Genomic DNA, 21,204 nt, shown 5'->3' on the forward strand with positions numbered 1-21,204 from the left:
GCCGCGTGGTACCGAGCCGCGTGGTACCGGGCTGGGGGAGCGGCGCGTGAGGGCGGCTCCGGGCCGGGTGGCAGCGTGCCGCGGCAGCGGCGCGTCAGGGCGCATCGGGAAAAGGGGCGATCGAGAAGGACGCGGCGCGTCGCTGCGCCGCGCCGGGGGCCTCACCGGCAGGGCGCCGTCCGGTCCTGCGGAGCCCGGCACCGCGCGGAGCGGGCGCGTCCGGGACGGAAGCCGGCCGTCCGGGGAGCGCGGTGCGTCCCCCGGAACGCCTTCGGAGCGCGCGGCGTCGCCTCAGAACGCGGCCAGCACCTCGTGCAGGGCCGCGATCACCTTGTCCTGCACGTCGGGTGCGAGCCCCGGGTACATCGGCAGCGAGAAGATCTCGTCGGCCAGCCGCTCCGTCACCGGCAGCGAACCCTTGGCGTACCCCAGGTGCGCGAAGCCCGTCATGGTGTGCACGGGCCACGGGTAACTGATGTTCAGGGAGATCCCGTACGACTTCAGCGCCTCGATGATGTCGTCCCGGCGCGGATGGCGGACGACGTACACGTAATACACGTGCTCGTTGCCCTCGGTGACGGAGGGCAGCACCAGCCCGCCGGGCCCCGTCAGGTCCGCGAGCCCCTCGGCGTAACGCCGGGCGACCGCACGCCGGCCCTCGATGTAGCGGTCGAGGCGGGTGAGCTTGCGGCGCAGGATCTCCGCCTGCACCTCGTCCAGCCGGCTGTTGTGGCCGGGTGTCCGCACGACGTAGTACACGTCCTCCATGCCGTAGTAGCGCAGCCGGCGCAGCGCACGGTCGACGTCCGCGTCGTCGGTCAGGACGGCCCCGCCGTCGCCGTACGCACCGAGGACCTTCGTGGGGTAGAACGAGAAGGCGGCGGCGTCGCCCAGCGTGCCGGCCAACTCGCCGCGGTGGCGGGCACCGTGCGCCTGGGCGCAGTCCTCCAGCACCACCAGGCCGTGCTCCTCGGCCAGGGCGCGCAGGGGCGCCATCTCGACGCACTGCCCGTACAGGTGCACCGGCAGAAGGGCCTTGGTGCGCGGGGTGATGGCGTCCGCGACCTGGTCGGTGTCCATGAGGTGGTCATCGGCGCGGACGTCCACGAAGACGGGCGTGGCACCGGTGCCGTCGATGGCCACCACCGTCGGCGCGGCCGTGTTGGAGACGGTGACGACCTCGTCCCCCGGGCCTACCCCCAGCGCCTGCAGCCCCAGCTTGACGGCGTTGGTGCCGTTGTCGACACCGGCGCAGTGGCGCAGGCCGTGGTAGTCCGCGAACTCCTTCTCGAACCCGTCCACGCTGGGGCCGAGGACCAACTGCCCGGAGGCGAAGACGGTCTCGACGGCGTCGAGGAGGTCCGCGCGTTCGTTCTGGTATTCCGCCAGGTAGTCCCAGACGTAGGTAGTCACGGAGAGCTCAACCTCCAGAGTGTTTCGATGGGGTGGTGGGAAACCGGTGCGCGCGGATCAGGTCGTGCCAGCAGTCGCGGACCGACTCCTGCAGCGAACGGCGCGGCTCCCAGCCCAGCAGGGCGCGCGCCGCGCCGGTGTCGACCCGCAGCCAGTCCTCCCGCTGACCGGACGCCCGGCCCGGAGCCGGGCGCTCCACCACCCGCGCCGGAATGCCGCTCGCCTCGATGAACAGGTCGACCAGATCGCGGACGGCGACCGCCTCGCCCCGCCCGATGCCGACGGCGACCGGGACGGCCGGGGCGCAGGCGGCGGCCACGACGGCGTCGGCCACGTCCCGCACATCGACGTAGTCCCGGTGCGCCCGCAGCCGGGACAGTTCCACGACGGCCTCCGCACCCGTCCCGGCGGCCGCCACCAGCCGCTCGGCCACCTGGCCCAGCAGGCTGATCCGCGGTGTGCCGGGGCCCGACACATTGGACACCCGCAGCACCACGCCGTCGACCCACCCTCCGGAGGTGCCCCGCAGCACCGCCTCGCTGGCGGCGAGCTTGCTCCTGCCGTACGCCGTGTCCGGGCGCGGCACGGTGCCGGCGCCCACCGAACCGCCGGGCGTCACCGGGCCGTACTCCAGCACCGAGCCGAGGTGCACCAGCCGCGGCCGCGCGGACATCAGCGCCAGCGCGTCCAGCAGCCGCAGCGTGGGCACCGCGGTGGCGGACCACATCTGCTCGTCGGTACGGCCCCAGATGCTCCCGACGGAGTTGACGATCGTGTCCGGCCGCTCCGCGTCCAGCGCCGCGGCCAGTACCGCGGGATCCGTACCGGCCAGGTCCAGCGTGACGCAGCGGTACGGCATCGGCTCCTCGGGCGGACGGCGGCCCACCACCACGACGTCACCGCCCCGCGCGGCGAACGCCGCGCACACATGGCGGCCGACGTACCCGGCGCCGCCGAGGACGAGGACGCTGCCGCGCGGGGACGTCTCCGGCCTCGCGCCGGACCCCTGTGCGCCGGGACGGGGCCCGTGCTTCGGACTCGGGTCGTTCACCATGTGACAGGCAGTCGCTCCGGCACCCGCAGCAGCAGTCCCGGCTGCCACCGTACGTCCGCCGCGGGAACGGCCAGGCGCAGCCCGGGCAGCCGCCGGGTGAGGACCTCCAGCACCACCTGGATCTCCAGCCGGGCCAGCGGGGCGCCCATGCAGTAGTGGATGCCGTGGCCGAAGCCCAGGTGCGGATTGCGCTCGCGGGTGAAATCGAGACGCTCGGGGTCGGGGAAGACCTCCGGGTCCAGATTGGCGGCGGCCACGGAGGTGAACACGGCCTCCCCGGCGCGGATCAGCGTGCCGCCGACCATGACGTCCTCCAGCGCGATCCGCGCGTAGCCGTCCACCGTGGTCAGCGGGGTGAAGCGGAGCAGCTCCTCCACCGCCCCGCGGATCAGCCCCGGGTCCTCGACCAGCGACGCGTACAGCCGTCGGTCGCGCAGCAGCAGGTAGGCGAAGTTCCCGATCTGCGTCGCCGTCGTCTCGTACCCGCCGACCAGCAGCCCGGCGCCCAGCATGTACAGCTCGTTCTCGGACAGGCGGTCGTCGTCGTCACGCGCCTGGACCATCGCCCCCAGCAGGTCGTCGGTCGGCGACTCGCGCCGCTCCGCGACCAACTGCGCCAGGTAGCCGACGAATTCCTCACCCGCCCGCCTGACCTCCTCGGGCGGCAGCGCGGTCGACAGCAGCGCGTCGGAGAACCGCTGGAAGACGTGCCGGTCCTCGTAGTCCACCCCGAGCAGCTCGCAGATCACGCCGATCGACACCGGCAGCGCGATCGCCTCCAGCAGATCGGCGGACGGGCCCGCGGCGGTCATCCCGTCCACGAGCCGGTGCGTGAGGGCGGTGACCGAAGGGCGCATCCCCTCCACCCTGCGGTGCGTGAACGCCCCGCCCGCCAGCCGGCGCAACCGCGTGTGCTCGGGCGGATCCATCGCGACCAGCCCGCCCGGCTCCAGCAGCTGCTCGGTGGGGCGGGGGACGTCCTTGCCCGCACCCGCCGCCATGCTGAACCGCGCGTCGCCGAGCACCAGTCTGGCGTCGGCGTGCCGGGTCACCATCCACGCCTCGCCGCCGTACGGCATACGGATCCGCGCCACCGGTTCGCGCTCGCGCAGGTACCCGTACAGGGGGTCCATTCCCAGCCCCGTGGCGGTGCTGAACGGATACGGCCGCACGGCCGCGCCGGCCTCGGCCGGGGCAGCGGCCCCGGGGGCCGCCTCGGAGATGGAACTGTCGGACGTCATGAGCCTTTCCTGCCGTCAGCGGTACGGATCCTGCGCGCGTGCCCCGGCACCGCCCTCATCCCGGCCCGGGTGCGACGCCCGCACCGCACAGCCGCGCGTGGTGGTCCCGGTAGGCGCGGTAGGAGGGGAGGAGGCCGAGCCGCTCCGCCTCGGCGAGGGTGGGAGCGCCGGCGTCCTGCGCGGAGAGCACCGGTTCGATCCCCTCCGGCCAGGCGATCGCCAGGCCGGGGTCCAGCGGACTGATCGCGTGGTCGAGCTGCGGGGCGTACCCGCTCGAACACAGGTAGATGAGCGTGGTGCGGTCGGTCAGCGCGAAGAACGCCCTGCCCAGGCCCGCCGCCACGTACACGGCGGTGCGGTTGTGCTCGTCGACGGGCACCGCCTCCCACTGCCCGAACGTGGGCGAGCCCGTCCGGATGTCGACGACCACCTCGATCCCCGCGCCCTGGACGCACGCGCTGTACTTCGCCTGGCCCGGCGGCAGTTGCGTGAAGTGGACCCCGCGCAGCGCACCGCGCCGGTTCACCGCGACGTTCGCCTGCACCAGCGGCAGCGTGTACCCGGTGGCACGCCGGAACCGCTCGCTCTGGAACCACTCGTGGAACTCGCCGCGCCGGTCGGGGTGCACCTCGGGTTCCACCACCCAGGCACCCTCGATGCCGAGCGGGCGCAAAGCGCCCTTCTCCTCAGCCACCGTTGCGCCAGTAGGCACCCTGCCGGTCCACCTGGTGGATCTCGTCGTCGATGCCCATGCGGTCGCGGAAATCGTGCACGGCCTGCCGGCAGGCCGGGATGCAGTAGTCGTCGACGATGACGTACCCGCCCGGCGACAGCTTCCCGTACAGGTGGGTCAGGACGTCCATGGTGGCGCCGTACGAATCGCCGTCCAGACGCATGACGGCGAGCCGCTCGACCGGCGCCGCCGGCATGGTGTCCTTGAACCAGCCCGGCAGGAACCTGACCTGGTCGTCCAGCAGGCCGTAGCGGGCGAAGTTCTCCTGCACCGTCTCCAGGCCGGTGGGCAGGCTCACCGCCTCGTTGTACTGGTGGAGGTCCATCTCGACGTCCATGGGGTGGTCGTCGGCCTCCGTCTTGGGGAACCCCTGGAAGGAGTCGGCGACCCAGACGGTACGGTCCGTCACACCGTGGGCCTTCAGCACCCCGCGCGCGAAGATGCACGCACCGCCGCGCCACACACCCGTCTCGATGATGTCACCCGGCACACCGTCCCGCAGCACGTCCTCGATGCACTGGTGCAGGTTGTCCAGCCGCTTCATGCCGATCATGGTGTGCGCGACCACCGGGTAGTCCTCACCGCTCTCGCGGGCCTCCCGGTCGAAACGGGGATCCGTGATGAGGCCCGCCGCGTGCGTCGGGTCCTCGTAGATCATGTTGGTGACGACCTTCTTCAGCAGACCGAGGTACAGATCTCGGCCGACCGCGGTGGCGACTGTCAAAGGGATCCTCCAGCGAGGCGGGAGCACCGGTGCCTGACGGGTGCCCATGAGGGCTTCGACGCTAGGGACAGTGGACGGTGGAACGCCACTCACCCGCGGATCCGTATGTCAGGTCGGCCATCGGCCCTGACCAGGCTAAGGCCCCGGGCCGGCGCCGTGCCGACCTGACGAAGATCGATGGACCGTTCTTGCCGGTCGTCGCGGCACCGTGCTTCGTTGAGCGGGACGCGGCGGGCTGTGCGCGCCGTACCGGTTGCCGAAGACGTAAGGGGAATCCGTTGCCCACAGCACGTGCCGCCGGCGCCGAGGCGCAAGCGGAGGTCTCCTGGCCGATGGCCCGCACCTGCCCCTTCCAGCCCCCCGGCCGGTACGCCGAGCTGCGCACCACCACCCCCGTCGCCCCCGCTCGCGTCTGGGACGGCTCACGGACCTGGCTCATCACCAAGCAGGAGCACATGCGGTCCCTGCTCGCCGATCCCAGGGTCCGGATCGACCCCGCGCGGCTGCCCCGGCTCTCCCCGGCCGACGGCGAGGCCGAGGCGACCCGCTCCCTGCTGACCCTCGACGCCCCCGACCACGGGACCCTGCGCCGCGTGTTCATCCCCGAGTTCACCGTTCGGCGGGTCCGCGCGATGCGGCCCGGCATCGAACGGATCGTGGACGGGGTGCTGGACCGCTTCGACACCCTGGAACGCCCCGCGGACCTGGTGGCCGAACTCGCCCTGCCCATGTCCACCCTGGTCATCTGCGAGCTCCTCGGAGTGCCCTACGAGGACCACGCCTTCTTCCAGAGCCGCAGCGAGCGCGCCACCAGGCTCATGGGGGACGACGAGTCGGTGACCGCGCTGCTCGAACTGCGCGACTACCTCGACCGGCTGATCGCCACCAAGGCCGAGGCCCCCACACCCGACGGCGGCGTCATCGGCACCCTCGCCGCCCAGGGCCTGCGCACCGGCGAGCTGACCCACGCGGACGTCCTCGACAACGCCGTGCTGCTGCTCGCCGCCGGACACGAGACGAGCGCCGCGATGACCGCGCTCAGCGTACTGACCCTCCTCCAGCACCCCGACGCGTGGCGGGAACTCGCCGAGGACCCCGCTCTGCTGCCCAACGCCGTCGAGGAACTGCTGCGCTACCTCACCGTCGCCGACGGACTGCGCCGCTCCGCCGCCGCCGACATCGAGCTCGACGGCCACGCCATCCGGGCCGGTGACGGCCTGATCTTCCTCCTGGCCTCCGGCAACCGCGACGAGGACGTCTTCCCCTCCCCGGACGCCTTCGACATCCACCGCCCGGCCCGGCAGCACGTCGCCTTCGGATACGGACCCCACCAGTGCCTCGGCCAGAACCTGGCCCGCCTCGAGCTGGAGGTCACCCTCGCCGCGGTGCTCCGCCGCCTGCCCGGGCTGCGCCTCGCCACGGACGTCGACGCGCTCCGCGTCAAGGAGGATTCCGCCATCTTCGGGCTCCACGAGCTGCCGGTCACCTGGTGACGGAGCCACGGAAGCCACAGCGAACGAAGGACGCATGACATGCGTGTACGCATCGCCAGGGACCTGTGCGTCGGCGCGGGCCAGTGCGAACGCTCCGCCCCGGAGGTCTTCGCCCAGGACGACAGCGGCCTGAGCCGCGCCCTCACCCAGGCGCCCCCCACCGCGCAGTGGTCCGCCGTCCACGAGGCCGCCGGCCTCTGCCCGGTCGGCGCGGTCCTGGTCGCCGCGGACCGGGCCGCTCCGGACGACCCGAGGGAGACGCCATGACGAGCGGCCACTGGGCCGGCCGGACCGTGATGGTCACCGGCGCGCTGGGGTTCATCGGCTCCCACTTCGTCGAGCGGCTCGCCGCCGAGGGCGCCACCGTGATCGGCCTCCACCGCACCGACCGGCCCCTGATCCGGCAGGAACTCACCGCCCTGGCCGGCGACCGGCTCCGCCTCGCCCGCGTCGACCTCGGCGACGAGCACGAGACGCGCGCCGCCTTCCGCTACCTGGCCCCGCACTTCGACGCCGTCCTCCACTGCGCCGCCCTGGACGGCAACGCCCAGTACAAACGGGAGCACTCGGCCGAGATCCTCGACGCCAACGTGCGCACAACGGCCCACCTCCTCAACTGCGCGCGCGAGTTCGAGGTGGACGACGTCCTCCTGCTGAGCTCCTCCGAGGTCTACTGCGTACCGCGGTCCGCCCCGGCGTCCGAGGACGAGGACGTCCGCCGCAGCCCCCAGTACACCGAGAACGGCTACGTACTGTCCAAGATCTTCGGCGAGATCCTCGCCGACCACCACCAGCGGCAGTTCGCCACCCGGGTCTTCCGCATCCGGCCGGGCAACGTGTACGGCCCCCGGGACAGCGCGGCCGGCGCCCACAACCGGGTCATCCCCAGCATGGTCGCCCGCGCCGCGTCCGGCGAGGAGATCGAGATCTGGGGCGACGGCAGCCGGACCCGCTCCTTCATCCACGTGTCGGACCTGGTGCGCTGCGCGCTCCGGGTGGTCGAGACCGGAAAGTACGACGTGGTGAACGTCGGCTCCGCGGAAGAGGTGTCGATCCTGGAACTGGCCCGTCTGGTGGCCGCGGCCCTGGACGTGCCTCCGCGTGTGAGGACCGACCCCGGACGACCCGCGGGCGCTGCGGTCCGCGGGCTGGACCTCACCCGGATGCGCGAAGTGATCGACTTCGAGCCCCGCTCCCTGCGCGAGGGGCTGCGGGACACCGTGCGCTGGTACCGCGAGCACGCACGCCCACAGCAGTAGACCGCCGATTCCGCCACCGATTCCCCTCACCGAACCACGACCTGGAAGGCTCTCCGTGGCCGAGAACACCGACCTCTCCCTCGTGCAGGACATCATCCGGGCAGCAGGGGGACACGCCGCCTCCCTGCGGGAACTGACGGAGCACCACAAGGGCGAGGACATCGCCAGGGTGCTCATCGACGAGATCTGCTCGCGCTGCCCGGCCCCCGTCAACGAGGAACCGGTGCTCGTCGAGTTCGTCGTGCGCACGGCCGGCGAGCCGCTGTCCCACTGGCTCCGCGCCGTCGAGGGCGCACCCGTCCGCGCCGTCCCCCGCGGCGAGGACTTCGTGGCCATGCGGATCGAGTACGAACTGGCCGACCTGGTCCGCGAGCTGTTCGGCCCCTCCCGCGAGCACCCCTCCGGCGTCCGCGGGACCACGCTGTTCCCCTACGCCGGCTCCGACGCCGCCGACAAGATCGGCCCCTACTTCCTGGCCGCCCAGCAGGCGACCGCCACCGTACTGGCCGGCTGCACCTCGGCCAAGCCCGACCTGAACGAGCTGACCTCCCGCTACCTCACCCCGAAATGGGGTTCGCTGCACTGGTTCACCCCCCACTACGACCGCCACTTCCGCCCCTACCGCAACGAAGAGGTACGGGTCCTGGAGATCGGCATCGGCGGCTACAAGCACCCCGAGTGGGGCGGTGGTTCCCTGCGCATGTGGAAGCACTACTTCCACCGCGGGCTGATCCACGGCCTCGACATCGTCGACAAGTCGCACGCCGACGAGCAGCGCATCACCACCGTCATCGGCGACCAGAACGACCCCGACTGCCTCGCGGAGATCGCCGGGAAGTACGGCCCCTTCGACATCGTCATCGACGACGGAAGCCACATCAACGAGCACGTCCGCACCTCGTTCCACGCCCTGTTCCCGCACGTGCGCAATGGGGGCCTGTACGTCATCGAGGACCTGTGGACCGCCTACTGGCCCGGCTTCGGCGGCAACGAGGACCCCGAGCAGAGCGGCGCAACCAGCCTCGGCCTGCTGAAGTCCCTCATCGACAGCCTCCAGCACGAGGAACTGCCGCCCGCGCAGGGCCGCACCGCCGGCTACGCGGACCGCCACGTGACGGGCCTGCACGTCTACCACAACCTCGCCTTCATCGAGAAGGGCACCAACGCCGAGGGCGGCATCCCGCCCTGGATCCCCCGCGACTTCGACTCCCTGGTGGCCGCCTCCTCCGGAGGTGCCGCATGACCCCGCGTGCGACGGACCAGCGGCACCGCCGCACCGGCGCCGCGCCCCGGAGGGCCGCATGCGCATAGCACTGCTCACCATGGGCTCGCGCGGCGACGTGCAGCCCTTCGTCGCCCTGGGCAGCGGCCTGCGCGACCGCGGGCACCACGTCGTCCTCGGCGCGCCCGAGGCCCTGCGCCCCCTGGTCGTCCGGGCGGGCCTGGAGCACCGCACCACCCCCGGCGACCCGGACGGCTTCTTCACGATGCCGGAGGTGGTGGAAGCACTGCGCCGCGGACCGTCGATGAGGAACCTGATCAAGGCACTCCCCAAGGCGCCCGAGGGCTACGACCAGCAGGTGCTCGACGAGATCGAGACCGCGGCGGAGGGCGTGGACCTCGTCCTGCACTCGCCGCTGACCGTGGCGGCCGCGTTCGGCACCGCCCGGACGCCGTGGCTCTCCGCCTGCTGGTGGCCCAACACGGAGACCACCGCCTTTCCCGCGATCGAGTCCGGCCAGCGCCTGATGGGCCCGCTCACCCCGTACTACAACCACTTCACCCATGTGCGGGCGGCCACCGAGGACTGGCGGTGGCGCGGCCCCGAGATCGACGAGTACCGCGCGCGGCGCGGCCTGCCGCCCTTCGGCGCCGACTCGCCCCTGCGCCGTCTCGGCCGGGACCAGCCCCACCTGTACCCGTTCAGCCCCAGCGTCCTGCCGAAGCCCGCCGACTGGCCCGCGCACTGCCACGTCACCGGCTACTGGTTCTGGGACGAGCCGGGCTGGGAGCCGCCCGCCGGGCTGGAGGACTTCCTGGCCGACGGTGCGCCACCGGTCGCCCTCACCCTCGGCAGCACCTGGCCGGTCCACCGCCAGGAGGCCACCCTGGAGTACGCGATCGCCGCGGCGCGCGGCGCCCGCCGCCGGCTCGTCGTGGTCGGCGGCCCCGACGGGGCGCTGCCCGACGATGTCTTCCGGCTCGCCGGCGCGGACTACTCCTGGCTGTTCCCCCGTACCGCCGCCGTGATCCACCACGGCGGGTTCGGCACCACGGCCGAGGTGCTGCGCGCCGGAGTGCCCCATGTCGTCGTGCCGGTGTTCGCGGACCATCCCTTCTGGGCGGCCCGGCTGCACCGGGCGGGACTCGCCGGCCCGCCGGTACCCATGCGCCGGATGAACCGTCAGGAGCTCGTGGCGAGCGTACGGGAGGCGGCGGCCGACCCGGCCGTGGCCGCACGGGCGCGGCGGCTCGGGGACGCCGTGGCGGCCGAGCGCGGGGTCGACACGGCGTGCGACGTCATCGAGGAGTGGGCGACCACCCAGGGGATCGCGACGGCCACCGTCTGAGGCCCCCGGTACGCCGCCCCGCCCCCGGCGAATCCACTCCTGCCGGGGCCGGGGCCGGGGCCGGTGACGCCGGGGTCGGCGAAGTCGGCGATGTCAGTGGTGTGGGCTGTGCCGGCCGCTCTGGCGGGCCGTGACCCAGGCGGGCGGGTCACGCCAGCGGACGGTACGCGGTCAGCGTGACGGACAGCGTCACCTCGCAGGGCTCCGGCAGCTGCGCGATCCGCTCCTCCAGCCGGTCGCCGTCCTGGTGCCAGGCATTGGGGCCCATCCCCACCAGCTGCGGCAGGGCCTTGTGGTCCAGCGCCATGGTGCTCCGCACCCGCTCCCGGGCGACCTCCGTGAAGTGCGCGGCGAACCGGTCCGCCAGGCGCTCGTCCTTCTGCTCGTCCACCCGCAGCAGCCCGAGGGAGTCCACCAGCTCGCGCAGATGACCGGGCTGCGGCGTCACCACGAGGAGCACGCCCTCCGGGCGCAGGATCCGCCGCAGTTCGGCCGGGTTGCGCGGCGCGAAGACGTTGAGGACCACCGACGCGGCCCCGTCGCCGAACGGCAGCCTGTCCCAGGCGTCGGCCACGACGGCACTGATACGGGAGTGCGCCCGCGCGGCCCGGCGGGCGGCGAACTTCGAGATGTCGAGCAGGATGCCCTCGCGGCCCGCGAACTCCGACACCACGCGCGCGTGGTAGTAGCCGGTGCCGCCGCCGATGTCGACGACACAGCCGGGATCCCCGTCCACAGGAGCCGGCGCCGTCCCCCGGGCCAGCGCGGCCAGCGACTCGGCGATCGGCGCGTAGTGGCCGGCGGCGAGGAAGTCCGCGCGCGCCGCGACCATGCCGGCGGTGTCCGCGCTGAACTTGACCGCCCCGCGCAGCAGGTTCACGTACCCCTGCTTCGCCACGTCGAAGCTGTGCCCCGAGCCGCACCGCAGGGTGGTGCCGTCCATCGTCATCGTGCCGGAACAGTGAGGACAACGAAGGTACCGCACCGCCTCTTTCCGCATGGTGTCCCCTGGTGCCGCCGTGGTCGTGACAAGAGCCCAGCTTAGAGGTCACGCAGAAAGGCGGCAGCCGGGCTCCGCTTGCAGACGGGACAGGCACAGGTTCCGTGATCGGGAAGGTGCAACTTTCTGTGATCACGGCACCTGTGCCTGTGCCTGTGCCTCTGCCTCTGCCTGTGCTGCCATCACGGTGAACCGAACCGCTGCGGGAACGGCTGTGGTGTCGGCGGCTTGCCGGCGGTGGCTGCGGGCGTCGAAGCGTCGTGGGCGGGAGCGGCTGCTCGAAGGGCAGCGGTCAAGTAGCGGTGCACGATGTCCAGTTCACTCGGCGTGAAGTCCTCGGCCGCATCGACGAGGTTGGTGATGAGCGGGCCGAAGAAGGACCAGCCCAGCTCCACGGCCTTCTGCTCCACCGCCAGCATGACGCGCCGCCGGTCGTCCTTGTCGCGCTTGCGGCGGACGAGCTCCAGGCGCTCCAGCCGGTCGAGCAGTGCAGTGGTGCCCGCCGAGTTGAGCCGCAGCGCCGCACCGAGCCGTCCCGGCGTGACGCCGGTGCCCGCCCGGTCGGCGTCGAGCAGGTGGATGAGGGCCCGCAGATCGGTGGGGTGCAGGCCGTTTCGCGCAGCAAACTCGGCGCCGCGTAGATCGAATTCCACGGTCACTGCGCGCAGCAGATGGACCAGCCGCATCGCAGGGTTGTTGTCATCACTCACTGGGCTAGTATCTCGCTGAGCGAGAGAATTGGTCAACGAGATGATTCCCGGAGGGGTCGCAGTGTCCTCATCCCACGAGTTCTTCGCCGCCTACGACGCACTGCTCGCCCGCTGGCCCACTGGTACCACCGAGATCGACGTCCCCACCCCGTACGGCATCACCCGCGTCCACGCCTACGGCCCAGCTGAGGCCACCCCCCTCCTCCTTCTGCACGGCGGCGGTTCCACCGGCGCGGTCTGGTTCGCCAATGCCCCGGCACTCGGCACACACCACCGGGTGCTGGCCGTCGACATCCTCGGCGACGCCGGACACAGCATCCTCAGCGGGCGCCCGCTGCGCACAACCACCGACTTGATGGCATGGTTGGACGCGCTGCTCGACGGCCTCACCGTGTCCCGCGCGCACCTGCTGGGTCATTCCTACGGCGGCTGGATGGCCCTGACCTACGCCCTGCACGCCGCACGGCGGGTCGATCGGCTGGTACTGCTCGACCCGACCCAGTGCTTCGCCAACTTCCGCCCGGGTTTCCTGCTGCGCTCGCTGCCGATACTGCTCCGTCCCACGCAAGCCCGTGCACGCGCATATCTGGACCGTGAGACGGCGGGCACGGACACCGACCTGGGCTGGAAGCGGCTCTATGCCTTGGCGGTCTCGGACTTCGCAGACCGGAAACCGGTCGTCGGCCGCCGCCCGGACCCAACGACGCTGAGTGTCCCGCTCCTGGTCCTTCTCGCCGGCCGCAGCGACGCCCACGATGCCGCGAAAGTCGCAGTCCGCGCCCGTAAGGCCGTCCCGGACGCCCGGATCGAGATCCTCCCCGAGCTCACCCATTTCGCAATGCCCACCGCCCTGCCCGCGCAGACGAACCGCCGGATCACCGCCTTCCTGGCAGACAACCATGAGAAACAAGCCGCCCTGGGCGCGGGTTGAGGAGGATCAAGCGGAGCTGCGCGGGAGAGCCCCCGCGCAATGCGGCGCGGGCGACGTTCCCGGCCCGTGCGGCGTGCGGACGGGTCAGTACAGCGTGTGGGCACATGCCACCAGGGTGCGCAGCTCGATGTTGAGGTAATTGCCGTGAGCCAGCAGGCCGGTCAGCTGAGCGAGCGACAGCCAGGCGAAGTCGTCCGGTGCGTCCTCGGGGAAGTCCGGCGGGACCTCCACGATCACGTAGCGGTTCTGTGCGTGGAAGAAGCGCCCGCCCTCCTCGGACTGGACGGCGTCGTAGCGGACGTCCTCCGCCGGAGCGGACAGCACCTGCTCCAGGTACGGCGGGCGGGGCAGCCCCTCCGGTCCGGTGTGCTCCTCCGGCCGGCACTGGACCGTGGGGGCCAGCTCGGCGACGTTCAGGTGCCCGACGTCCACCCGTGCCTGCACGAGCGCGTGCAGCACGCCGCCGACGGGCTTGACGAGCAGCGCCATCAGCCCCGGCACCTGCGGCTCGATGAGCGGCTGCGTCCAGGAGGTGACCTCCCGGCTGCTCGCACCGACCTCGGCGGCCATGACGCGGAAGTGCCGACCGCTCTCGTGGGCGATCTCGTACGGCGTGCGGTACCAGCCGTCCACCGCCACCGCATCGAGCGGCACCCGGTTCTGCACCAGCTCCCGCAGGGCGCGCACACCGGTGAACCAGGTCAGGATCTCGGCCGTGCCGTGCCGTGCCTCGCCCGGCGCACCGAAGAAGGAGCGCAGCACGGGGGACGGCGCGGACGTGTCGGCCTCCGCGGTGGGCAGGCAGGCGAGGATGGACCGGGCGTCCATGTTGACCACGTTGTCCAGCAGCAGCAGCCGGCGGATCTGCCCCAGCGTCAGCCAGCGGAAGTCCTCACCGATGTCGAGGTCGTCGTCCGCCGCCAGCTCGACGATCATGTTGCGGTTGCGCTTGGCCAGGAACCAGTCGGCCTGTTCCGACTGGATCGAGTCGACCAGGACACGCGCTCGTCCCGGCCCCATGAACAGGTCCAGATACCGGATGTCGCGCCCCCGGTGCACCCCGGTGAAGTTGCTGCGGGTGGCCTGCACGGTCGGTGACACCTGCAGGACGTTGACGTTCCCGGGCTCCATCTTGGCCTGCATCAGGAAGTGCAGCACCCCGTCGATCTCCCGCGCCACGATCCCGAGCAACCCCACTTCCGGCTGCACGATGATCGGCTGCGTCCACCCCCGCTCGGGCAGCCGGTCCGTACGGACATGCAGCCCCTCCACGGAGAAGAAGCGGCCCGACGCGTGGTGCAGATTGCCCGTACCGGGGTGGAAACTCCAGCCGCGCAGCTCCTCGAACGGGATGCGCGACACGTCGAAGCGTCCCGCCCCCAGGCGTTCGGCCAGCCAGTCGGCGATGTCGTCGAACGGCGTGACCGGGCTGTCCGGGGTTCGCGCCGAGGACAGCACCCGCCGCGCCGTGTCCACCGGGTCGCCGGGCCGGGCCGCGTCCGCACGGCGCCCGGCGGCAGGAGGGGCCGGGGCGGGACGTGGCGGGGTGCGCCCGGACGCCGGGTCAGCGGCCGTGCCGGCGAGGGCGCGGCCGATGGTCCGGCACACGTCGTCCATCCGGTCGTTCAGATAGAAGTGACCACCGGGGAAATCGTGCAGCGCGAAGGGGCCCGTGGTCAGTTCCCGCCAGGCCTTCGCCTCCTCCAGCGGGACGTTGGGGTCCCGGTCACCGGTGAGCACCGTGACGGGACACTCCAGCGCACGGCCGGGAACGTACTGGTACGTGCCCGCTGCGCGGTAGTCGTTGCGGATCGCCGGGAGAGCCAGCCGCAGCAGTTCCTCGTCCTGGAGGACTGCGTCGTCGGTGCCCTGAAGCTTGGCGATCTCCGCGATCAGCGCGTCGTCGTCGAGGAGGTGGGCGACGTCCCGCCGCCGCACCGTGGGCGCACGGCGGCCCGACACCAGCAGGTGGACCGGGGAGACCCGGCCGGTACCGTGCAGCCTGCGTGCGACCTCGTACGCCACCGTGGCACCCATGCTGTGCCCGAACAGCGCGAGCGGACGGTCGGCCCAGCGCAGGATCTCCGGCACCACCTGGTCCACCAGGCCCGATATGGAGGGGATGAAGGGCTCGTGGCGGCGGTCCTGGCGCCCCGGGTACTGCACCGCCAGCGCCTCCACCGTCCCGTCCAGTCCGCGGGCCAGGGAGACGAAGGAGGTCGCGGCCCCGCCGGCGTGCGGGAAGCACACCAGACGCAGTTCCGGATCCCGCACCGGGCGGTAACGGCGGATCCACAGGCCCTCGTCCGGGTGTCCGGCCGGCGACGGAGCTCCGGGAACGGGTGGTGTGGAACGGGTACTCACGGCGGATGCAGCTCCTCGCGGTCGGTGGACCGCTGTCAGGGACGGCGCGTCGGGTGCGGGCGTCGGAGGCGGGGCAGGGCGGGGAGAGGCGGGACGGGAAGGGGCGGGAGGTGGCCCGGGGGCCGCGACCTGGAGCCGGGGCCTGAGGGGCTTGTCCACGTACCTGGGTGCCGGGCAGCGGGCATGGGCCAGGGGAGCCCGGCCCCCGGGGGTGGTCAGTCCGGGCGCCGGGCCTCCTGCGCGACCTTCTTCAGCGGTTCCCACCACGAGCGGTTCTCCGCGTACCAGCGCACCGTGTCCGCCAGACCCGTCCCGAAGTCCGTACGCGGGGTGTAGCCCAGCTCGTCCGTGATCTTGCCGGTGTCCAGCGCGTACCGCAGGTCGTGTCCCGGCCGGTCGGCGACATGACGCACGGACGAGGCGTCGGCGCCGCACAACCCGAGCAGTCGCCGCGTCAGCTCCCGGTTGGTCAGCTCCGTACCGCCGCCGATGTGGTAGACCTCGCCCGGGCGGCCGCGGGTCGCCACCAGGCTGATCCCGTGGCAGTGGTCGTCCACGTGCAGCCAGTCCCGGCTGTTGCCGCCGTCGCTGTACAGCGGCACCGTCAGGCCGTCCATCAGGTTGGTGGCGAAGAGCGGGATGACCTTCTCGGGGTGCTGGTACGGGCCGTAATTGTTGGAGCACCGGGTGACGACGACCGGCAGTCCGTACGTCCGGTGGTAGGCCAGTGCCAGGAGGTCCGACGCCGCCTTCGATGCGGCGTAGGGGGAGTTCGGCGCCAGCGGCTGGTCCTCGCGCCACGATCCCGCGGCGATCGAGCCGTACACCTCGTCCGTGGAGACGTGGACGAACCGGCCGGCCCGCGCCTCCACCGCCGCCTGCAGAAGGGTCTGCGTCCCGCGTACGTTCGTCTCGACGAACGCCGACGCGTCGGCGATGGAGCGGTCCACGTGCGACTCCGCCGCGAAGTGGACGACGACGTCCGTCCCCCGCATGACCCGGCTCATCACCTCGGCGTCCCGGATGTCGGCGTGCACGAACTCCAGCGACGGATGATCCGCGACCGGGTCCAGGTTGGCGAGGTTGCCGGCGTAGGTCAGCTTGTCGACCACCACCGTCCGCGCCCCGGCCAGGTCGGGATACGCCCCGGTCAGCAGTTGTCTGACGAAGTGCGAGCCGATGAAGCCCGCACCTCCGGTGACCAGCAGGCGCATGGGAGCACAGACCTTTCTTCCACGGGCGGAGGCTGCGAGGAGGGGGAGGGTGGACGGTGCCGGCGATCGGGTTGCCGAGGGGCGGGCTGCCGGCGTACGGAGGGGTGGGCGCCCGGGCTGCCGGCGTACGGGTGGGGCGTGCGATTGGTGCGCGGATCGGCGGCGTGCGGGTGGGCGGTCATGCGGCCGGCCCGGGCATGAGCGTCTCCGCCACGTCCATCAAGTACCGGCCGTAACTGGAGCTCTCCAGTTCCCGGCCGAGCTCATGACACTGCTGCGGACTGATGTAACCCATCCGCAGCGCGATCTCCTCGATGCACGAGATCCGCACGCCCTGCCGCTGCTCCAGGAGCTGGACGTACTGACCCGCCTGGAGCAGCGAACCGTGCGTGCCCATGTCCAGCCACGCGAAGCCGCGCCCCAGTTCCGTCATGCGGGCGCGGCCCTGCTCCAGGTACACCTTGTTGACGTCGGTGATCTCCAGCTCACCCCGCGCGGACGGCGTCAGCCGCCGGGCGATGTCCACCACGCCGTTGTCGTAGAAGTACAAGCCTGTCACCGCCAGATGCGAACGGGGCTTCTCAGGCTTCTCCTCCAGGGACACCAGCCGGCCCTCCGCGTCGACCTCGCCGACGCCGTAGCGCCGGGGGTCCTTCACCGGGTAACCGAACAGCTCGCAGCCGTCCAGCCGTGCCGCGGTGGTGGCGAGCACGGAGGAGAACCCGGGCCCGTGGAAGACGTTGTCACCCAGGATGAGCGCCACCGGGTCGTCACCGATGTGCTCCTCCCCGATGAGGAAGGCCTCCGCGATGCCCCGGGGCTCCTCCTGCTCGGCGTAGTCGACACTGATCCCGATGCGGCTGCCGTCGCCGAGCAGCGAGCGGAACATCTCCAGGTGCGTCTTCGAGGTGATGATCTGGACGTCCCGGATCCCCGCCAGCATGAGCACGGAGAGCGGATAGTAGATCATGGGCTTGTCGTAGACCGGCAGCAGCTGCTTGGACAGCGCCCCGGTCAGGGGGCGCAGGCGCGTGCCGCTGCCGCCTGCCAGGATGATGCCCTTCATGGGCCGCCGGTCCGCAAGAGTCTTCGTCATGGAATGGCCGCCCGGGTCAGGAGCGCGTCACCTGAACGGGAAGGTGACGCGCGGTGAGCTGATCCGCGTCGTAGAACTCCACCCGGTCGTGGTCGATGCGGTAGTCGGTGAATTCGTCCAGGACGAGGTCCAGGAACACCTTGGCCTCCTGCCGGGCGAGGAAAGCCCCCAGGCAGTGGTGGATACCGTGCCCGAACGCCATGTGCTTATTTGCGCTCCGGTGGATGTCGAACCGGTCGGGGTCCGGGAAATGGCCGGCGTCCCGATTGGCCGAGGCACTCCAGGCGATCACCATCTGATGGGCCTTCATCGGGTGCCCGAGGATGTCCGTGTCCGCCGTCAGCAACCGGAAAATGTTGTTGAAGGGGCTGCGGTAGCGCAGGGTCTCCTCGATCGCCCCGGGAATGAGCGAACGGTCGGCCCGCAATTCGGCCAGGGCTTCGGGATGCTCGTCCAGGACCAGGAACAGATTCCCGAGGAGAGTGGCGCTCGAGATGTGGCCGGCGGTGAGCAGGAGCGCCACGATGTTGACGATCTGCTCGTCGGTCAGCCGTTGCCCGTCGGCCTCCGCCTCGACGAGCCCGCTCATCAGGTCGTCGGCCGGTTCGGCGCGCTTCTTCGCGATCTGCGCGTACAGGTAGTCCGACCACTCCTTGATGGCAGGACCCATGGTTTCCGCGAAATCGTCCGGCAGGTGGGGGTACTGCAGTCCCTCGTTGTTGAGGATGACGTCCACCCACTCACGGAACAGGTCGCGGTCCTCGGCGGGAATGCCCAGCAGCTCCGCGATGACGATCACCGGCAGCGGGTACGCGAGGTCGGCCACCACGTCCAGCCGGTCCCTGTCCCGCAGGTCCGCCAGCAGCCCGTGGCTGATGACCGAGATCCGCGACTCCAGCCGGGCGATGCGCCGCGGCGTGAACGCCTGCGAGACCAGTTTGCGCAGCGGCCCGTGCCGGGGCGGGTCGATGCCACCGAAGGTGCCCGGGCCCATGAGGAGGGCCAGCTCCTCGGGCACGGGGAACACCGGCGAGAAGTCCGACGAGAACAGCTGGGGGTTGGTGGAGACGGTGAGGTAGTCCTCGTAGCCGAAGACCTGCCACGCCTGACGGGACTCGTCCCAGAACACCGGTGCCTCCGCCCGGCACCGGGCGAACCACGCCAGCAGCTCCCGCGCATCGGCGTCCGTCGGCTGGGCGAGCGGATGGACGGACGGCTCCGGAGCCGTAGTGGCTGTGGTGTCCCTGGTCTGCGTCGTCATCTCGACTCTCTCGTGGGGGCTGGATCTCCCTGCCGGGCCGGAGGCCGCACGGTGACCGGTGGCAACCCGGGACACGCGCGGAGCTGAAGGGTGGGGGCGACCCAGCGGTCGACGTTCGGAATGCGGGAGAGCGGTCTGGCCGTGTCCATTGCAGTGCCTCTCCGGCAGGGGACCCGTCACGTGGCCGATACTCGTCCGGCACACGTTTGGGCATGTGTCCGGCACGTGTCGCCGATGCTTGTCCCGTGGTGTCGGAGCCTGCCCCGCGCTGTCCTGTGCCATCCGGCAAAGCAAAGCAAAAGCAACGTCACGCCATTTGCCATGTCGATAGGTCATGCGGTCATGCGGTCATTGCCGTGTAATGCCATGCAATGCCGAGAAAGCTAGACGGCGGCCTTCAGCGTCCGCAAGGCGGGACCTGACATAGTGCCCGGGGGGCTTTCCACCAGGAGAGATGGCGACGTTCCGGCGTCACGGGCGACCTGACACAGTTGCCCGAAAGATATCGAGCAGCCGTCACAACCGGAGGTTGGCTGGCGGAGTTGACGGTCAGCTCGGTGCCCCGCACTCCTCACTCTCCCGCTCCTTACCTCCCGCCCCTCCTTCGAGCGGACACCGGCACATCGCGGCACTCGCTATGGCTTTGGCTACGGAGACTTGATGAACGCGGAATTCGGTGTGAAGCGCAACGGCGACGACAACGGCGGCGAAGCGGGCGCGGGCGGCGGCGCGGGCTCCGGCTCCGAGCCGGGCCCGGTCCACCCGTCCGACGGTGACACCGCCGCCATCGCCGTCGTCGGCATGTCGTGCCGTCTGCCCGGCGCCGGCACGGTGGACGAGTTCTGGGAACTGCTCCGCGCCGGCCGCAACGAGGTCACCCGGCTCCCGGACGGCACATGGCGGGCCGCCCTGGCGGACCACGCCGGATTCGACGCCGACTTCTTCGACATGTCGCCCCATCAGGCCGCCGCCACCGACCCTCAGCACCGCCTCGTCCTCGAACTCGGCTGGGAGGCGCTGGAGAGCGCCGGCATCGCCCCCCGCCGGCTCGCCGGCAGCGCCACCGGTGTCTTCGTCGGCATCGCGTCCGACGACTACGCGACTCTCGTGCACCGTGCCGGCTCGGAATCCGGCGTGCACACCGCCACCGGCCTGCACCGCGCCCTCGCACCCAACCGTCTGTCCTATTTCCTTGGCCTGCGCGGCCCCAGCATCGCGGTCGACACGGCCCAGTCGTCGTCGCTCGTGGCCGTGCACCTCGCCTGCGAGAGCCTGCGCCGCGGGGAGAGCACACTCGCCGTCGTCGGGGGTGTGCACCTGGTCATGGCGGACGAGAGCACCACCGCCATGGAGAGGATCGGCGCCCTCTCGCCGGACGGGCAGTGCCACACTTTCGACGCCCGGGCCAACGGTTACGTCAGGGGCGAAGGCGGTGCCGCGCTCGTCCTCAAGCCGCTGAGCAGGGCCATCGAGGACGGCGACCGCGTCCACTGCGTCATAAGGGGCGGCGCGGTGAACAACGACGGCGGCGGCGACAGCCTGACCACACCGCACCGCCGGGCCCAGGAAGAGCTGCTCCGCGCGGCGTACACCCGCACCGGGACACGCCCGGAGGACGTCCGGTACGTCGAGCTGCACGGGACCGGCACCCGGGCGGGCGACCCGGTGGAGGCAGCCGCGCTGGGCGCCGTCCTGGGCACGGCCCGCGCGGAGGCCGGGGTCGCCCCGCTCGCGGTGGGATCGGTCAAGACGAACGTCGGACACCTGGAGGGCGCTGCCGGCATCGTCGGTCTGCTCAAGGCCGCGCTGTGCGTACGGGAGGGAATGCTGCCGCCCAGCCTCAACTACCGCACGCCCCACCCGGACATCCCCCTGGGGCAGTTGCACCTGGACGTGCAGACGGCCCTGGAGCCATGGACCGAGGAACCCGGCAGGCGCCGCGTCGCCGGTGTGTCGTCCTTCGGCATGGGCGGGACGAACGCGCATGTGGTGCTGGAGCAGGCTCCCTCACTGGAGGCGGAGCCGGAGCCGAAACAGCCTGGCGGCACCGTGCCCGTGGTGGTGTCGGGTGCTTCGGTGAAGGCCCTGGAGGCGGGGCTGGGGCGTCTTTCCGCGTTGGTCGGGTCCGATGACGGGCCGGG

18 protein-coding genes are annotated in these 21,204 nt (G+C 71.6%); 7 read left to right on the forward strand and 11 right to left on the reverse strand.

Going from position 1 to position 21,204, the window contains the following annotated elements; genetic code table 11:
• Positions 1–291: 291 nt before the first annotated feature.
• The 5 genes from IH00_RS0117320 to IH00_RS0117340 are packed head-to-tail and all read right to left on the reverse strand — an operon-like array spanning position 292 to position 5,165.
• Positions 292–1,413 (reverse strand): DegT/DnrJ/EryC1/StrS family aminotransferase, encoded by a 1,122-nt coding sequence (locus IH00_RS0117320; RefSeq protein WP_031074535.1) that lies wholly within the window; start codon positions 1,411–1,413, stop codon positions 292–294.
• A 7-nt stretch (positions 1,414–1,420) separates the two neighbouring features.
• Positions 1,421–2,467 (reverse strand): NAD-dependent epimerase/dehydratase family protein, encoded by a 1,047-nt coding sequence (locus IH00_RS0117325; RefSeq protein ID WP_078887798.1) that lies wholly within the window; start codon positions 2,465–2,467, stop codon positions 1,421–1,423.
• A complete protein-coding gene (locus IH00_RS0117330; RefSeq protein WP_078887799.1) occupies positions 2,461–3,708 on the reverse strand; it encodes a cytochrome P450 in 1,248 nt (415 codons plus the stop codon). Before IH00_RS0117330 ends, IH00_RS0117325 begins: the two co-directional genes overlap by 7 nt.
• Before the next feature lie 55 nt (positions 3,709–3,763).
• Positions 3,764–4,381: a dTDP-4-dehydrorhamnose 3,5-epimerase family protein gene (locus IH00_RS0117335; RefSeq protein WP_031074541.1), complete on the reverse strand. Its 618-nt coding sequence runs from the start codon at positions 4,379–4,381 to the stop codon at positions 3,764–3,766.
• Between the two features lie 13 nt (positions 4,382–4,394).
• Positions 4,395–5,165, reverse strand: a complete 771-nt coding sequence (locus tag IH00_RS0117340; protein WP_031074544.1) for a TylF/MycF family methyltransferase — start codon at positions 5,163–5,165, stop codon at positions 4,395–4,397.
• 278 nt (positions 5,166–5,443) lie between these two features.
• Between IH00_RS0117340 and IH00_RS0117345 the strand changes: the two genes are divergently transcribed.
• Genes IH00_RS0117345 through IH00_RS0117365 form a run of 5 tightly spaced genes read left to right on the forward strand, consistent with a single transcriptional unit; the run spans position 5,444 to position 10,487 of the window.
• Positions 5,444–6,658, forward strand: coding sequence for a cytochrome P450 (locus tag IH00_RS0117345; RefSeq protein WP_031074547.1), 1,215 nt, complete (start codon positions 5,444–5,446; stop codon positions 6,656–6,658).
• A 39-nt stretch (positions 6,659–6,697) separates the two neighbouring features.
• Complete coding sequence (locus tag IH00_RS0117350) at positions 6,698–6,925, forward strand: ferredoxin (protein WP_031074549.1); 228 nt, start codon at positions 6,698–6,700, stop codon at positions 6,923–6,925.
• Positions 6,922–7,917: an NAD-dependent epimerase/dehydratase family protein gene (locus IH00_RS0117355; protein ID WP_031074551.1), complete on the forward strand. Its 996-nt coding sequence runs from the start codon at positions 6,922–6,924 to the stop codon at positions 7,915–7,917. The genes IH00_RS0117350 and IH00_RS0117355 overlap by 4 nt, the downstream gene beginning before the upstream one ends.
• A gap of 55 nt (positions 7,918–7,972) precedes the next feature.
• Positions 7,973–9,160, forward strand: coding sequence for a hypothetical protein (locus tag IH00_RS0117360; RefSeq protein ID WP_052411439.1), 1,188 nt, complete (start codon positions 7,973–7,975; stop codon positions 9,158–9,160).
• Positions 9,161–9,218: 58 nt separating this feature from the next.
• The gene (locus IH00_RS0117365) at positions 9,219–10,487 is read left to right on the forward strand and encodes a glycosyltransferase (protein ID WP_031074555.1); all 1,269 of its coding nucleotides are present in this window, start codon (positions 9,219–9,221) and stop codon (positions 10,485–10,487) included.
• A gap of 148 nt (positions 10,488–10,635) precedes the next feature.
• Here the strand turns inward: IH00_RS0117365 and IH00_RS0117370 are convergent, their stop codons facing one another.
• Positions 10,636–11,487 (reverse strand): putative RNA methyltransferase, encoded by an 852-nt coding sequence (locus IH00_RS0117370; protein ID WP_031074557.1) that lies wholly within the window; start codon positions 11,485–11,487, stop codon positions 10,636–10,638.
• A 182-nt stretch (positions 11,488–11,669) separates the two neighbouring features.
• Positions 11,670–12,173 carry a MarR family transcriptional regulator gene (locus IH00_RS37400; RefSeq protein ID WP_107064473.1) on the reverse strand — a complete coding sequence of 168 codons (504 nt, stop codon included), beginning with the start codon at positions 12,171–12,173 and terminating at the stop codon, positions 11,670–11,672.
• A 64-nt stretch (positions 12,174–12,237) separates the two neighbouring features.
• On the opposite strand from IH00_RS37400, the gene IH00_RS0117380 reads away from it, so the two are divergent.
• The gene (locus IH00_RS0117380; protein ID WP_052411454.1) at positions 12,238–13,128 is read left to right on the forward strand and encodes an alpha/beta fold hydrolase; all 891 of its coding nucleotides are present in this window, start codon (positions 12,238–12,240) and stop codon (positions 13,126–13,128) included.
• A gap of 84 nt (positions 13,129–13,212) precedes the next feature.
• On the opposite strand, the gene IH00_RS0117385 is transcribed toward IH00_RS0117380, so the two are convergent.
• The 4 genes from IH00_RS0117385 to IH00_RS0117400 form a co-directional block, all read right to left on the reverse strand.
• Positions 13,213–15,492, reverse strand: coding sequence for an NDP-hexose 2,3-dehydratase family protein (locus IH00_RS0117385; protein WP_324615786.1), 2,280 nt, complete (start codon positions 15,490–15,492; stop codon positions 13,213–13,215).
• Positions 15,493–15,707: 215 nt separating this feature from the next.
• Positions 15,708–16,706 carry a dTDP-glucose 4,6-dehydratase gene (rfbB, locus tag IH00_RS0117390; protein WP_031074565.1) on the reverse strand — a complete coding sequence of 333 codons (999 nt, stop codon included), beginning with the start codon at positions 16,704–16,706 and terminating at the stop codon, positions 15,708–15,710.
• Between the two features lie 178 nt (positions 16,707–16,884).
• Positions 16,885–17,772 (reverse strand): glucose-1-phosphate thymidylyltransferase RfbA, encoded by an 888-nt coding sequence (rfbA, locus tag IH00_RS0117395; RefSeq protein WP_031074567.1) that lies wholly within the window; start codon positions 17,770–17,772, stop codon positions 16,885–16,887.
• A 46-nt stretch (positions 17,773–17,818) separates the two neighbouring features.
• The gene (locus IH00_RS0117400; protein ID WP_031074571.1) at positions 17,819–19,063 is read right to left on the reverse strand and encodes a cytochrome P450; all 1,245 of its coding nucleotides are present in this window, start codon (positions 19,061–19,063) and stop codon (positions 17,819–17,821) included.
• A 660-nt stretch (positions 19,064–19,723) separates the two neighbouring features.
• Here IH00_RS0117400 and IH00_RS0117405 point away from each other — a divergent pair.
• A partial coding sequence (locus IH00_RS0117405; protein ID WP_039947034.1) for a beta-ketoacyl [acyl carrier protein] synthase domain-containing protein occupies positions 19,724–21,204 on the forward strand: 1,481 nt, incomplete at its 3' end.

The sequence above is a fragment of the Streptomyces sp. NRRL S-118 genome (assembly GCF_000716335.1).
Taxonomy (GTDB): Bacteria; Actinomycetota; Actinomycetes; order Streptomycetales; family Streptomycetaceae; genus Streptomyces.

Excerpts from the sequence above, each read along its gene's own strand:
- IH00_RS0117370 (WP_031074557.1), bottom strand. The coding sequence starts at position 11,487 with ATGCGGAAAGAGGCGGTGCGGTACCTTCGTTGTCCTCACTGTTCCGGC.
- IH00_RS0117330 (WP_078887799.1), bottom strand. The coding sequence starts at position 3,708 with ATGACGTCCGACAGTTCCATCTCCGAGGCGGCCCCCGGGGCCGCTGCC.
- IH00_RS37400 (WP_107064473.1), bottom strand. The coding sequence starts at position 12,173 with ATGCGGCTGGTCCATCTGCTGCGCGCAGTGACCGTGGAATTCGATCTA.
- IH00_RS0117380 (WP_052411454.1), top strand. The coding sequence starts at position 12,238 with ATGATTCCCGGAGGGGTCGCAGTGTCCTCATCCCACGAGTTCTTCGCC.
- rfbB (WP_031074565.1), bottom strand. The coding sequence starts at position 16,706 with ATGCGCCTGCTGGTCACCGGAGGTGCGGGCTTCATCGGCTCGCACTTC.
- IH00_RS0117325 (WP_078887798.1), bottom strand. The coding sequence starts at position 2,467 with ATGGTGAACGACCCGAGTCCGAAGCACGGGCCCCGTCCCGGCGCACAG.
- IH00_RS0117400 (WP_031074571.1), bottom strand. The coding sequence starts at position 19,063 with ATGACGACGCAGACCAGGGACACCACAGCCACTACGGCTCCGGAGCCG.
- IH00_RS0117365 (WP_031074555.1), top strand. The coding sequence starts at position 9,219 with ATGCGCATAGCACTGCTCACCATGGGCTCGCGCGGCGACGTGCAGCCC.
- rfbA (WP_031074567.1), bottom strand. The coding sequence starts at position 17,772 with ATGAAGGGCATCATCCTGGCAGGCGGCAGCGGCACGCGCCTGCGCCCC.
- IH00_RS0117355 (WP_031074551.1), top strand. The coding sequence starts at position 6,922 with ATGACGAGCGGCCACTGGGCCGGCCGGACCGTGATGGTCACCGGCGCG.
- IH00_RS0117350 (WP_031074549.1), top strand. The coding sequence starts at position 6,698 with ATGCGTGTACGCATCGCCAGGGACCTGTGCGTCGGCGCGGGCCAGTGC.